The sequence below is a fragment of the Streptomyces sp. NPDC002776 genome, from assembly GCF_053592195.1.
This window is the reverse complement of record NZ_JBSFVG010000031.1, coordinates 1-14,049: the sequence shown is the minus strand read 5'-3', so window position 1 is coordinate 14,049 and position 14,049 is coordinate 1. Positions and strand designations below refer to the sequence as shown.

Annotated in this window: 9 protein-coding genes; all 9 read right to left on the bottom strand. The window is 70.6% G+C overall.

The genetic code is table 11. From position 1 onward, the window contains the following. Window positions 1-25: 25 nt before the first annotated feature. Window positions 26-2,281, bottom strand: coding sequence for an SDR family NAD(P)-dependent oxidoreductase (locus ACWD11_RS33670; RefSeq protein ID WP_451287683.1), 2,256 nt, complete (start codon window positions 2,279-2,281; stop codon window positions 26-28). 44 nt (window positions 2,282-2,325) lie between these two features. Beyond that, window positions 2,326-2,964, bottom strand: a complete 639-nt coding sequence (locus tag ACWD11_RS33665; protein ID WP_389421287.1) for an acyl carrier protein — start codon at window positions 2,962-2,964, stop codon at window positions 2,326-2,328. A 72-nt stretch (window positions 2,965-3,036) separates the two neighbouring features. Then, window positions 3,037-5,925 carry a beta-ketoacyl synthase N-terminal-like domain-containing protein gene (locus ACWD11_RS33660; protein ID WP_389421288.1) on the bottom strand — a complete coding sequence of 963 codons (2,889 nt, stop codon included), beginning with the start codon at window positions 5,923-5,925 and terminating at the stop codon, window positions 3,037-3,039. Between the two features lie 142 nt (window positions 5,926-6,067). Beyond that, entirely contained in the window at window positions 6,068-7,684 is a 1,617-nt protein-coding gene (locus tag ACWD11_RS33655; protein WP_451287681.1) for a PfaD family polyunsaturated fatty acid/polyketide biosynthesis protein, read from the bottom strand. Window positions 7,685-7,807: 123 nt separating this feature from the next. Continuing rightward, a complete protein-coding gene (locus tag ACWD11_RS33650) occupies window positions 7,808-8,236 on the bottom strand; it encodes a response regulator transcription factor (protein WP_389421290.1) in 429 nt (142 codons plus the stop codon). A gap of 65 nt (window positions 8,237-8,301) precedes the next feature. Continuing rightward, a complete protein-coding gene (locus ACWD11_RS33645; protein ID WP_389421291.1) occupies window positions 8,302-9,663 on the bottom strand; it encodes a wax ester/triacylglycerol synthase domain-containing protein in 1,362 nt (453 codons plus the stop codon). A 687-nt stretch (window positions 9,664-10,350) separates the two neighbouring features. Beyond that, complete coding sequence (locus tag ACWD11_RS33640) at window positions 10,351-10,518, bottom strand: hypothetical protein (RefSeq protein ID WP_389421292.1); 168 nt, start codon at window positions 10,516-10,518, stop codon at window positions 10,351-10,353. After that, on the bottom strand, window positions 10,494-12,008 hold the full coding sequence (locus ACWD11_RS33635) for a CocE/NonD family hydrolase (protein ID WP_389421293.1): 1,515 nt from the start codon (window positions 12,006-12,008) through the stop codon (window positions 10,494-10,496). Before ACWD11_RS33635 ends, ACWD11_RS33640 begins: the two co-directional genes overlap by 25 nt. 376 nt (window positions 12,009-12,384) lie before the next feature. Further along, window positions 12,385-13,764 (bottom strand): IS1380 family transposase, encoded by a 1,380-nt coding sequence (locus tag ACWD11_RS33630; RefSeq protein WP_389421294.1) that lies wholly within the window; start codon window positions 13,762-13,764, stop codon window positions 12,385-12,387. Window positions 13,765-14,049: the final 285 nt, after the last annotated feature.

The following is a 14,049-nucleotide window of genomic DNA, read 5'->3' as shown; positions in this document are numbered from 1 at the left end:
GTGTTCGCCCCGGCGAGGGAGCATGTCAGCCCGGCAGGGCGATCAGGCGGATGCCGGTGAGTGCGGCTCGCACACCTCCACCGGTGTCGAGGAGGAGCGCGTCGCAGTCGGCACTGAGCGGGCCGCAGGAGCGGGCGGTCACCGAGCAGGTGAGGGGGCCGGCGGGTGCGGCGCCCGGCCGGTGGATCTCGCACCGTTCCACGCGCATGGGAAGGGTGGGACCGAGTACGCCTTGGGCCCACAGCAAGGACAGCTGCAAGGCGGCGTCGAACAGCGCCGGGTCGGTGGCCCACCGTCCGTCGTCGGACCAGCCCATGGCCCGCAGACCGCGCACCGTCGCATGTACGCCGCCGTCGTCACGGTCGAGGATCTCGTCGATCACGTGGAAGTCCGGGCCGTGGAAAAGGGGCGGCACACCGTAGCGCGGCGCGGCAGCCGAAGGGCCGGGGCGTGCGGGCCGGTCCTGCCGGGGCGCGGCCGGGGGGCGGTCGGGCACGGCGAGGGCGGTGATGTGCGCGCGGTCATCGACCGGTCCGACGGACATGTGCCAGGCGCGGTCCTCCTGCCGTACGGCTTCGACGGTGAGCCAGTGCGGTTCGGGCCCACCGAGGGTGATCGGCCTGCGTACGTGGATGTGGTGGAGGGCGAAGGGGGCGCCGGCCACGCGTCCGGGCACAGCGCGCGCCATCCACTCGGTCGCGAGGGCCAGGGGCGCTACGACACGACCGCCGATCGCGTGGTCGCGCAGCAGGGGACGGCGCTGGGCGCCCGCTCTGACCAGGGCCTGGATCTGCGTGCCGGTGCGGTCGGAGGCGCCACCCCACTGGCCTGGTTGTCCGGGATCGGGGACCACGACGATCCGGCTGGGCCCGGACGTGGCAGCCAGTTCGGCGGCGAAGGCCCGGGCCCCTTCGGCGACCGGGAGGAGCGCGACTCCCTGCCGGGCGAAGTGCTCGCGCAGCGGAGGGGTGACCATACCGCCGTGCCAGGCCCCCCAGGCGATGGACACGACGCGGGCGGCGGGTCGTTCGCGGGCCAACTCTCCCGCGACATGGTCGAGCACCGCGTTGGCCATCGCGTAGTCGCTCTGACCGGGGTTGCCGACCGTGGCGCTGATCGAGGAGAACAGGCAGATCGTGTCCAGTGGATCGTCGGCCGTGGCGTCCAGCAGTACCCGCAGGCTCTCCACTTTGGTGGAAAAGACCCGTTCGAACTGCTCGGGTGTCTTGTCCGCGACCATCTTGTCGGCGACCACGCCCGCCGCGTGGACCAGTCCGGTCACCGGGCCCCACAGGTCGCGCGCCTCCTCCAGCCGGGTCCGCACGGCCTTCTCGTCCCGCACATCCACGGACGAGTAGCGGACCTGCGCACCGGCGTTCTCCAGCTGGGCGAGGGTGTGCCGGATTTCGCGTGCGGCGAGCAGCCGGCCGGCCTCCGCGCGCACTTCAGCGAACGTCCTGACCGCCCCCGTCTCCCGGTCTTCCGCGAGGAGGCTGCGGATCAGGGCCGCATCGTCCTTCTCGGCGGCCTGTGCCGGCCGTTCCGGCACGAGCGCGGAACGCCCTAACAGGAGCAGTCGTGGGCGTTGGAGGCGGGCCAGTTCGACGAGGCAGGGGGCGGTGATGCCGCGGGCGCCGCCCGTCACGACGAAGAACGGGTCCGGCGCGGTCCGTGAGGTCTCGACCGGCTCCAGCGGCGGGGCGGGTTCAGTGTGCGGGTGGTGCCGGCGGCCGTCGGCCGTGAGGGCCACCTCCGGCTCGCCACCGCCGGTGAGGAGTTCCGCCGCCAGGGCGCCGGCCACGTCCGCGGCGGGTCGTCCGCCGCGGACGCAGTCGATTCCCTTGACGGTGATCCGGGGCCATTCCTGGTGGGCTGTCCGCGCCAGGGCAACCGCCCCGCCGAGCCAGGCCCGGCCCGGCGGGGCGGCCGGGCCCGGTCCGCCGCTGTCCTGGACGAGGACGACGGAGCGGGCCCCGCCGGCGTCGGTTTCGTCACGGGGCGCCAGCGCGGTGAGGGCGCGGAGCAGTCGCCCGTGGACTTCGGCCGAGTCCTGCGCGGGGTGCCGTGGGTCGCTCAGGGCGTCCAGGAGGACGACGCATCCCTGCCCCCGCGGCTCACGGCCGAGCTCGTCGGCGCCGACGACGTCGACACGCATCCCGTGCCCGCGCAGGACCTCGGCCAGCGCGGGGGCGACTCCGCTCTCGTCGTCGGTGATCCGTACGCACTCCTGCAGGCCGGACAGGACCAGACCGGGGGCGGTGGCAGCGCGCCATGCCGGCACCAGACGATGGGGCCCGGCAGGTCCGGGTGCGGCGGCCGGCCCGGTCACGAGGGCTGCCCGCCGGCCGCTGCCGCTTCGACGAGGCGCTCGGTGACTTCGGCGATCGTGCGCAGCTGCGCCATGGCGGCGGCGTCCACCGACCCGAGACCCGGTACCCGGTCGCGGATCGCGGCAAGGATCTGAACGCGCTTGATGGAGTCGATGCCCAGCTCCTCCTCGAGCATGACGTCGGGGGTGAGGGCGGCCTCGGGGTAACCCGTTACGTCGGCGATGACCTCGCGGAGCAGGCCGCCGAGGTCTTCGTGGGCCGCGGTCCCGGCCGCCGGGAGCGAGGGGGCCGGAGTGCCGTCGGGTGTGCGGCGCGAGGGCTCCTCGACGGCGGGGCCGGCGTGGTGGAGGGAGGGGGGCGGGGACATGACCTCGGCGGCGTTCGGCTGCGCGTCGCCGGTGTCAGCCCTGCCGTTCTCCGAGGTCTGGGGGGCGGGGGTGTCGACGACGCCCTCGAGGAGCGTGCCCAGGCCGATGAGGGTGCCGAGGGCTTGCTGGTACTGGTCCTGAAGCTGGGACACGTGTTGCCGGATGCCGCGCAGGGTGTGGTGCCACTCCTCCCGCGCGTTCGTGGCGGGGGCACGGTGGCCGGAGGTCGTGGCGTCCTGGATCGTGTGAACGGAGGGGCTGGTCATGAATGTCTCCTTGTGAGGGTGGGGCCTGGTGGAACGGGCAGGTGTGACGGCGCGGCGGCCGGCGTGAGCGGATCAGCGTGCTGTGGCCGGTGCCGGCGGGTAGGGGCGGCCGTAGTTGTGGCCTGCGACGGGGACTGTCAGGCGGGCCTTGTCCTTCACGGCGGGGGACGCCGCGGCGGGCGGGTGGGTGGCCCAGAGCGACGCGTAGGCGAGGGGCCGTGCGAGATGGACGGAGAGCACGGCCATCGCGTCGTGCAGGGCGGTGACACCGTGCGGTCCGGGACGGTCGAGGGCCACCGCACGGTGGTCGCGGCCCGCCAGGATGCGACCGACGAGCTTGGTGAGCGTCGACCCCGCTCCCAGTTCGACGAAGTGACGGATGCCGTCCTCGTACATGGCGTCGATCTGGTCGGCGAAACGGACCGGAGAGGTGATGTGCGTGCTCAGGAGGCGGCGGATCCCGTCGGGGTCCTTGGGGTATCGGGCTGCGGTGATGTTGGACCACACGTCGCAGGTGGGCGCGCGCAGCGCGACGACGTCGAGGAAGGAGGCGAACGGTGCGACCGCGGCAGCCACCGCAGGGCTGTGGAAGGCCGCGCCGGTCCGCAAGGGGGTGACGGCGACACCGGCCGACGCCAAGGCCTGCTCGCAGCGCAGCAAGGCGTCGGAGTCGCCGGCCAGCACCGCTTGGTCGGGGGCGTTCTCCCCCACGAGCCATACGTCGTCATGAGTGAACGCCCAGCCGAGGATCTCGTGGACGCGGGTGGCCGCGCAGCCGGCGGCCAGCATGCCACCGGGGTGGTCCGCACCGGCGGCGGCCATGAGTTCACCGCGGCGGGTCGCGAGGCGGAACAGGGTGTGGTCGTCGAAGACTCCGGCCGCGTGCAGGGCGACGAGTTCGCCGAAGCTGTGACCTGCGGTGGCGTCGGGAGTGAGGCCGAGCGAGTCGAGGACGGCGAGCTGGGCCAGGCTCTGTACGGCGAGGGCGGGCTGGGCCTGGTCGGTGGCGGCAAGGTGTTCGCTCTGCTCGCGGCGCTGGTCGTCGGTGAGGGCGGGCGGCGGGAAGACCGCCCGGTGCGGGGCCGGGCCGTCCTCGGCCGTCCAGTCCGCCGCCCGGTCCCAGACGGCGAGCGCCAACGGGCTGTGCAGGGCGAGCCCCGCGCCCATGCCGGGGTACTGGCTGCCCTGCCCGGAGAAGAGGTAGGCCAGGCGCCCCGGCGCGGTAGACGGGCCGGCGTAGTGGGCCCGGCCGGGCCGTGAGACCGCCTGTCCGGGGTGGTTCTCGATCTCCCCGGCCAGCTCGCGCAGACGCTGCGCGGCGGTCTCCGGGGTGTCGGCGAGCACGGCGAACCGGTAGGGCCCGGGGGTGAAGGACCACTGGCTCTCTCGGGCGAGGGTCTCCAGCGGTTCGTCCCGGTCGGCCAGCTCGCGGGCTACGGCGGCCAGGGCCGGCGCCGATCCGGCCTGGGCGAGGATGAGTTCGGTGGGGACGGTCCTCACCCGGGGAGGGCTTTCGACGCCCGGGGGCGGCTGGTGTTCCTCGACTGTGAGGTGGAAGTTGCTCCCGCCGAATCCGAAGCTGGAGACGGCCGCACGGCGCGGGTGGGACGTGCCCCTGATCCACGGCCGCAGTTCGGTGTTGACGTAGAGAGGGCTGCCCGGTGCGGCCAGCGCCGCCTGGGGCGCCGCGACCTTGACGGTGGGTGGGAGTGCGCGATGGTGCAGGGCCAGTACCGCTTTCAGCAGCCCTACCGCGCCCGCGGCCGATTTGGTGTGTCCCATCTGGGACTTGACCGAGCCGACGGCGCACCAGGGCGACGTCGTGTCGGGTGCGTCCTCGCGCAGTACGGATACGAGGGCGGTCGCCTCGGCGAGGTCCCCGGCCTTGGTGCCGGTGCCGTGCGCCTCGACGAGCTCGACGGTGGACGGGCCGTATCCGGCCTGTTCGTAGGCGCGGCGCAGGGCGCGTTCCTGGCCTTGGGGGCGTGGAGCGTAGACGGCTCCCCGGCCGCCGTCGGACGAGGAGCCGAGACCGCGCAGCACGGCGTAGACGCGCTGCCCGTCGCGTTCGGCGTCGGCCAGCCTGCGCAGTGCGAACAGCACCAGACCCTCCCCGAGCATCGTGCCGTCGGCGTCCTGGGAGAAGGGACGGCAGTCGCCGGTCGGGGACAGAGCCGGCGTCTTGCTGAAGCACATGTACATGGTGATGCCGTTGAGCGTGTCGACACCGCCGGTGAGCATGGTGTCGCACCGGCCGAGTTGCAGCTCGGCGGCGGCCATGGACAGGGCTGCCAGCGAGCTCGCGCAGGCGGCGTCCACCGTGCAGTTGGGGCCGTTGAGGTCGAAGCGGTTGGCGATGCGTCCTGCTACGACGTTGCTGAGCAAACCGGGGAATGTGGCTTCCTGCCAGGGGGCGTACTGACCGGTGATGGCGTCGCACAGACTCTGGGCCTGTTCCTCCGGGATGCCGCCGTCGCGCATCGCCTTCAGCCAGACCGGTCGTTGCAGCCGGTTGGTCATCTCGCACAGCAGCTCGAGACTTGATGTGCCGAGCACGACGCCGGTGCGTTCTCGGTCGAGCCGGGTGAGGTCTCCCGCGGTCGCGTCCCTCAGTGCTTGTTCTGCGGCGACCAGGGCGAGCAGCTGGGTGGTGTCAGTGGCGGAGAGGGACTTGGGCGGGATCCCGTAGGCCAGTGGGTCGAAGTCGACCGGGTCGAGGAATGCGCCGCGGCGGGCGTAGGTGCGGTCGGGGAGAGACGGGTCCGGGTGGTAGTAGTCGTCGATGAGCCAGTGGGAGGCGGGGACGTCGGACATGAGGTCGCGGCCTTGGACGACGTTGTGCCAGAAGCCCTCGACGGTATGGGAGCCGGGCAGCAGGGCGCCGATCCCGACCACCGCGATGTCCAGCGGTGGTGGGGCGGAGGAGGGCTTGGACCGGGGCGGGACGGAGGAAGTGGGCATGGGGCATCGCCTCCGGAGAGGTATGGCTGATGAGGATGTGACGGGGCAGAGGGGCGTGCGGCGTCGGACGCGAAGGGCGATGGGGCCGAGCCCTGCCGGGAATTGCTGTCGTGCAGAGGCTGGGAGCGTCTCGGGCTGTGGGTCAAGCCAGCGGACGGGGACGGTAGGAGAAGGCCTCGGCGGGCACAGGCACGCCCAGCGAGCGCAGTTGGTGGGCACGGGTCACGACGGTGGCGCCTTCGAGCAGGTTGAGGGCGACCTGGGCGACCGTGCGCCGCTGTGGGTCGGCGAGGAAGCTGCCGGTGATCCAGTGGTTGAAGGCTCCGAGAGCGGGGCCGCACCACAGCTGGTAGTCGAGGGCGCGGTCCGGCTCGCCCTGGATGGCCCAGCGGCTGGCTTGGCCGAGGTACCAGCGGAACAGCAGCGCCATGCGGTGTCTGGGGTCTTGGGCGGCGCGCTCCAGTTCACGCGGATCCCGACGGGTCCAGAAGCGTTCGGTCTCGGTCCAGATGTCCGCCACGGATGCGTGGAACACGTCCCGTTCCAGCCGTCGTAGGTCCGCTGCGGGGATGTCGGTCAAGGACGCGTGCTGCCGGTAGAGCTCATGGAGCCGACGTGCGCGATGGGCGAACATGGTGCCCTTGCTCAGGACTTGGACGCGCACACCGAGTTCGAACATGTCAGCGGCCGGTGCCATGACGACATCGTGGAAGTCGGCCGCGGCGAGCAGTTCACGTGCACGCCGGGAGACGCCCGCCTCCACGGTGGTCTGGTTGATGGACCCTGTGACCACGTAGGCCGCGCCGGCCGCGAAGGCGGCGGCGACGGCTTCCGGCGTCCCCAGTCCGCCTGCCGCTCCGACGCTCACCGCGCTGCCGTGCTGCCGGGCCACTTCGTCGCGCAGGGCCAGCAGGCGGGGCAACAGCGCGGTGAGCGGACGGTTGTCGGTGTGGCCGCCGCTGTCCGACTCAGCGGTGATGTCGCCGGCGACCGGGATGCGGGCGGCCAGCTTGCCCTCCTCCGCCGTCAGCGTTCCCGCGGCCACCAGAGCGCGGACCTGGTCGGCGGGGGCGGGGGACATGAAGACGCGCGCGGTCTCGGGGCGGGAGACCTTGGCGATGATCCGCCGGGGACGCAGGACGGTCCCGTCGGCGGCCTGACGAATGCCACCGAGCGCCACCCGTAGGACGGCGGGGGTCAGCTCCATGAACGCCGACAGTGAGACGACGGGCACCCGGTGGCGGATCAACAGCGCCGCCACCGCCTGCTCGGCCGCGGGTTCGACGGGGCTGTGGATGAGGTTGACCCCCCAGGGCCGCTTCTCCCCGATCTCCCGGTTGAGGCGCTCCAGTGCCTCCTCGACCTGTCCCGGTGCCAGGCCGCCCGCGCCGAAAACGCCCAGGAGTCCGGATTCGGCGGCGGCGGCGACCATCGTGGTGGTGGCGATGCCGTTGGCCATCTCCCCCACCACGTACGGGAAGCGCAGTCCGTGCCGTGCGCAGAAGTCCTGGTCGCCCAGCCATTCGGGATACGTCCCGGGCATCGTGCCGTCCACGATCCAGTCCGGTCCGGGTAAGACCTCGACGTGCGGGAGAACGGCCGTCCGGGTCGCCGCTTCCTTGCGGCGCAGCAGTAGCACCGGGCTGCGGGGGGAGCGCACCGCGCGGAGCACGGCAGCCGCCGTACGGCCGCCGCCGTCCAGGCCCTCGGCCGCGGTCCCCGCCTCGGGCGCCGGCACGGGACTCGGTGATTCCGGCATCTGTTTTTCCAACTTTCGCATGTCGTTCCTACTTCGATATTTGCACGAGGAGTCCGCGCCGAATCCGGTACCTATGTACCTGTCCGAAAGTCCTGTTGATCCGTCGCCGCACCCGACCGGGATCTAATCCTGCGATTCCAGCCAATAGCGCGTCGCCTCGGCGCGACTGCCCACGCCGATCTTCCGGAAGACGGACGACAGATAGTTCTTCACCGTCTGTTCCGAGATGCCTAATTCGCGGGCGATACGGCGGTTGGAGAGGCCGCGGCTGGTGAGTTGGAGCACACGCTGCTCCTGGGGACTGAGCAGATCTCCCCGATTCCGCTGCGGGGGCACGGGTTCCGCTCGCGGGTTCCCGGCGGCACCGGGCGGCCTGCCCTCTTCCAGAAGATCGGTCAACAGGGCGTGGATGCGGTCCATCTGCCCGGCTACGTGGGCAAGAGCTCCCAGCGCTTGTTCGATGTCGGCCGACCGGGCCCCCGTTGTCTCCGTGGACGGCCTCGGGTCGGTGCCGTGGGAAGAGCCGCACAGAATCCGCTCCGGCAGGTCCACCCTCGTCACGTTCCTTTCAGGAAGACACATCGTTGAAGCCTCTAATGTGAATAAACTGCACATCACTACGACGGAGGAGTGTCGGCGAGAGACAGAATCTCTTCAAGACCGGTCATGAGTGAAATGTGCAGCATTTCCGGTTCACTTACTGCTGTCGTATCCATGTTCACGCCGATAGAGCACACCGAGTCGTATGAACACATCGCCACCGATACCGCGCAGTTGACGACCGGTGCGAAAGGGTAGAACTCCTGGACACCGGCACCGGCCAGCCTGACCGATGCCGCGGGCCCGGGCACGTAGGTGCAGTGGGCGTCGCTCTCGGTGACGCGGTCCGTCATCGCCCGCACGACGGGAGTCGGCGCGGAAGCCAGGAAGGCCGACAGCGGACCGAGGCCGTCCGGATCGACGGCCGGCGCGCGCCGAGCGTCGCGGAGCGCTTGGTGCACGACGGTCAGACGGCGTAGCGGGTCGGTCTCGCCGACGGGTCCGGCCAGCCGTACGCCGGAGAAGCGGTTGCCGCCGTTCGCTGCGGCCAGGGGGACGGCGGCGGCGAGCGGCACCTCGTCCCATGCCACGCCGCTCGCCCGGTGGTAATGGTGCAGTCCGCCCACGACGACGGCCAAGAGGGCGTCGTATGAGTTGCCTTGCACCAGCTGTCCCGCCGCGCGCAGTGCCTCGTGCGAGCCCTTCAGCGTCACGAGTCGGCGTTCGGTGGAGCGTCCGCGCAGCTTGGGAGAGGGTTCGGCGGGCCGTCGCACGGCGGAGCCGGCCGCCTGGGCCGCGCCGAGGATCGTGCGGAGCGTTCCGGCCGGGGCGGCGACCGCGGCGGCCGGCAGGGAGAGCGTGCCGGTCAGCCGATTGGCCACTGCGGCAAGCATGCCGCACGGCGCCACTGAGGGAGGGGCACTTTCGACCAGGCTGAGCCGGCGGGGCGTTGATGGAGCGTCCGGCAGAGCCTCGCACAACGAGGCGAAGAGGTGCAGTGCCCTCGGCCCATCCACGGCAGCATGGTGCAGGCGGACCATCACAACCGCGCGGCCGTCGGAGAGTCCTTCGACAAGCACGCATTCCCACAGCGGACGCGCAAGGTCGAAGGGTGCCATGGCCAGGGACTGGCCGAAGGCGAGCACGTCGGCCCACGTGCCGAGCCCGGGCAGCCGGATGTGCCGCAGATGGTAACCCAGGTCGGGTTCGCCCCCCAGTTTCCAGCGAGCACGGCGGCCGCCCCGGGCCGGCACGACAAGGCGGGCGCGCAGTGTGGGATGGCGCGCAACGGTCCGTCGTACGGCGCCCGCGAGAACGTGCATGTCCGGAGTGGAGTCGAGTACGACGAGCGCCATGACCGGCAGTCGGTGTCCGGACTTCTCAGCCCGCCAGAGCAGCGTCTCCGAAGGCGTGAGCGCACGTTCCTCAGCGGTGGGCATCGATCTCCTCCCCTCGCGCTCCCTGCGCGGACTCCCCCGCATCCGTATCGCGCGACCCGTCCGCGGACGGCGTCGCCAGATCTGTCGCCGTCTTGGACGGGGCGGGTTCGTCGCCGGATGCGTCCTCCGGGAGGGACGCCTCGCAAGGAGCCGGCGCGCCCGCGTCGGCGGTGGCGGCCCCCGGCCCGGGGCTTCGCGCTGGGACGTGTGTGTGCGAGGGCGGCCAGATGTCGGGGGTGGGTACCCGCTCGCCCGTGCGCTCCCGAGCGTCGCGAGGGTCCGGGGTGGCTGTGGGGGTCGGGCATCCCGGGTCCGTCCGGCCTGCGGACGGCCCCTCGACCGGACGGGGCTCAGAAAGGGCCGCGGTACCGGGTTCCGGCGTTTGTGTCGGGGCCGGCGACGAGGGCAGTGCGGCTGCGGGAGGCGTCGGTCGCATGGATGCGTCTCTCGCATCCCGTTCCCGGTCCGTCCCCGGCACCGCGCCTTGGGTCGTAGGAGTGGCCCACTGCACGAAGACACCAGGGGGCTGCGGCGCGGCCGCCTCGGCGGCCGGGGGTACGGCGGCCGGTGGAGCAATGCGCAGGCCGAGCGCCGTCAGCAGACCGGCTGCGGCCAGAACCAGGGGCATGAGCAGTTGTCGCACAGGGAGTTCTCCACTACGTCGGTCGGGACTGGCCGGGTTGGGCATCAGTGCCGAAGTGCGTCGAAGAAGTCGCGCATGGAGCGCAGAACGCGCAGGAGCGTGTGCCAGGTGTCAGCGGTGAAATCCGCGAACGAGACCGGTTCGGTGACGATGAGGTAAAAGGACGTAAGGAAGACGAGCCAGAAGATCAGGCCTCGACCGCGGAAGAACACGCGTGATCCCTTCTATGTTCGCGCGGTTCGCAATGGTCGACCGGAACAGTCAGTACCGAGGGGTCCTCCTCCATGGAACGGAGGGTCACCGGTCTGAGCGGGGGCGTCCTCCCCAGACACGTCGGATCCCATGTCCCGAGGATGAGACCGAGACGGTGTCCCGCGGGAACCTCGGCGACGCAGGTACGCATTGTGATGTCGAAAGGAATCGGCCCTTCGCCGCCCGCGACGAGTGTGACCGCGCCCTGGCTCAGCAGGACGCCGAGCCCAGGTGGGCGTACCGCGTAAAGATGCGCGGTCACTGTCACGCGGTTCGCCGCGCAGGACACCGTGCCGTGCAGCAGAGGCGAGCCCCGCAGCCGGAGCGTGGCATCGAAGGGGGAGGTGGTCCACGTTCTGGCCGCGATAGCCGGCACCAGCGGGAAGAAGATGGACGGAGGCACGCGCAAGGTGCGTTGCAGCAGGTCGGACAGCAGCGGCATTCGGTCGGTGGCCCCGGACGGCAGACCTCCCAACAACCGGCTGCTCCACGCCCCGCCACGTCCGGCGAGGCGTCCGGGAGCGGCAAGGGACGGCGCGCCCAGCCCCAGTCGCAGCGGCGTGGTCTCTCCGGGCCGGGTCCCCCGGTCGTTCTCCGTCCGATCACCGCGCAGAATGACGATGTGGTCGTCCTGTGTGCCGGTCGGCAGTCCTTTGAGTTCCGCATCGAGCCAGCGGCGGACGTACCTCCACACCTCACGTCCGGAGCGAGTCGTCAGTTGACGCATCGGCAGGACGGGATGCTCGTCCGCATGCAGCAAAAGGACTGTGCGGCACTTCAGTTGACGATGGAAATCGACCATCTGCTCCGGCCGCAGAACCGTGTCGTTGAGCCCGGCCGCAAGCAGTACAGACGTCTGCCGCCGAGACAGTTCATCGGCTTCGAAAACGACCGAGCGCTCGTCGGCCCATGCCCGGAACCGCTCCGGTTGGAAGCCGGTACAGAAGCGGGCCACCGCGGCCAGCAGGGAATCTCGAGGCCGGCCCGCCAGAAGGCCGAGGCCCAGAATCAGAGACCCGACCCGTGCGGTGTCGCCTCTGGCCAGTGCCGCATAGAGGTCGGCCCAGCCGTCGACGGCGACCACAGTGGAGATGCGCGAATCGCGCGCCGCGGCCAACAGGCTGATACCGGCTCCGTAGGAGAGGCCGACAGCCCCGATCGCGTCGCAGCTCACCGATGGATAAGTCTTGGCGATCCAGTCGATCACCGCGCTGAAGTCCCGGACGTCGGCAGCGGAGGCTCCCTCAACGCGACCGCCTGACGAACGAAATCCGCGAGGGGTGTAGCCGACTGTGAGATAACCGGACTGCGCCAACCGTTGAAGCAGCAGTTCGAAATCGCCGGTCGATGCGCCCCAGCTGGCGGGAAAGACGACGACGGGCTGTCGTACATCGGATATCTCGACCCCGCGCACCTCGACTTCGAGGGGTAAGCCGTCCTCGGTCGGCACCCAGAAACGCGCCCCTCTTGGTTTTCGGGCCTCGCGTGCTCCCAAAAGGCGGGAGATTGTGGGCAAACAATTTAGGTGAACCATTTGGGACGCATTCATCGGACCAACTCCAGGGGCTGGTGCCGCCAGTGGAATGACGGCTTCCACCAAAGTAGGAGGGTCTGACCGGGAGGAGCAATGAGTACCTTCTTCTCCGTACTTCTAGCCTCGATCGTTCATGAGTCCTCGTCGGTTTACTGACGGGGCCTCTGCGTTTGTGTGGTGCGGTCTTTTCGGGGCTGGGGCAGGGCGAGGGCCCGGATCTCGCGTCGGGTGTGCGCCGGGTTCCACTTCACCGGTGTGGTTGTGCGGGTTGTCGGACGGTCGAAGTGGCTGGTCAGCCAGGGTTCGGCAGGGCGTGGAGCCTGACGATCGCGTGGCTGATGACTGCGGTCCAGGGCCATCGGGCGGGCAGGCGGAGCCAGCGGCGACGGCCGGTGTTCACGAGCTGTGCGGCAGCGGAGAACAGCCGCAGGCGGAGCTTCTTGGGTTCCCGGCAGCGGATTTGGCCGGTCAGTGCGAGCATCGCCATCCAGGCGAGGAGGTCGAGTGCGAGGGAGACGATCTCCAGCCAGATCCGGTTCTGGGCCGTGTCGTGCAGGGGCAGGTTGCGCAGGCCGGTGTCGCGGGCGCTTCGGATGCGGTCCTCGCAGCGGGCCCGTCTGCGGTGACGCAGTTCGAGGTCGGTGAGCTGGTCGCCTTTGGTGTTGGTCGCGAAGCAGGTCAGCCGCAGCCCGTCGAGGTCGGTGAAGCGCAACTGGGCGCCGGGGTGCGGCCGTTCCTTGCGGACGACCAGCCGCATCCCCTTCGGCCACGTGCTCAGGTCGGGGATGTCGGTGATCTCCGCGACCCAGGTGCCGGGCCGCTCGGTGCCGCCGGCGTCGTAGGCCGGTGTCCACGCCTTCTTCGGGATCTTCAGGACGGCCTGGTGGAGGGCGTCGGTGATGGTCATTCCGACGGAATACGACAGCCACCGGCCCGGCTTGGAGAGCCAGTCGAGGAAGGCGTGGGTGCCGCCGCCGGAGTCGGTCCGGATCAGGGTCTGCCGTCCCCGCCACAGGCGCTTTGGCAGTTGGGCCAGGGCGAGTTGGGCGGTTTCGATGTGGTCGGCGGCAGTGTTGGAGCCCGCGTTGCCGGGCCGCAGCAGGGCGGCCACCGGCTCCCCGGACCCGGCCTGGCCGTGATCGACGAACGCGACGAGCGGATGATGGCCGAAGGTCTTCTTCCAGGTCGGAGTGGCGTCCTGCTTCTCGGAGTGCGCGAGGACCAGCACCCCGTCGATGTCCACGACCACCTGGCCGTCGGCGGCCGGGCTGCTTGCCCCGGCCAACTCCCAGACCCGCTGACGCGCTTCGGAACGTGCGCCCCGGATCGCCGCAAGAGCCTTCGGGCTGGACGCGGCGAGAGCGTCGGCGAGGCGGGAGACGGTCGGATCGGAAGCCACCGGGCCGAACAGGGCCGGCTCGGCCCGCAGCATGCCGACGTCGGCCAGACAGTCGCCGCCGAGTGCGACGGCCAGCGCCACATCCAGCAGGATCTTGCCCGGATCGTGTACGGCCCGCCGCTTGCGCCACGGCGCCGGCGCGGCCGATATCGCGGTGTCCAGGCCGGACTTACGGACCGTCTCGACCAGCAGCACGGCCCCGGCCTGGGCAACAACTCCTCGGCCGCCGCCCTCGACACGGACACGAGGGTACGACCCGCTACTCTGCTTCACCTGGGAGTGCCTCTTTCGCTACCACGTACAGGACCCTCAGCAAGTCCTATCGTTGCAGCTCAGGGGCACTTTCTGCTTTCTCGATCACACGTCGGACGGCACCCCTCGTGAAAGCCCGAGGCCAGTAGGGCTTGGTCAGCTTCACTTGTAAGTGGCGTGTCTGTCGGTCTGTGGGTGTTGGTGTGACACCGGGCGTTGACCCCTGATGTTGAACACACGAGACACTGGATCCTGAGGATCTGAGAACGGACATCTCGTGGTCATGAAGAACTACCCGCCGGAGTT

Excerpts from the sequence above, each read along its gene's own strand:
- ACWD11_RS33665 (WP_389421287.1), bottom strand. The coding sequence starts at position 2,964 with ATGACCAGCCCCTCCGTTCACACGATCCAGGACGCCACGACCTCCGGC.
- ACWD11_RS33660 (WP_389421288.1), bottom strand. The coding sequence starts at position 5,925 with ATGCCCACTTCCTCCGTCCCGCCCCGGTCCAAGCCCTCCTCCGCCCCA.
- ACWD11_RS33655 (WP_451287681.1), bottom strand. The coding sequence starts at position 7,684 with ATGCCGGAATCACCGAGTCCCGTGCCGGCGCCCGAGGCGGGGACCGCG.
- ACWD11_RS33645 (WP_389421291.1), bottom strand. The coding sequence starts at position 9,663 with ATGCCCACCGCTGAGGAACGTGCGCTCACGCCTTCGGAGACGCTGCTC.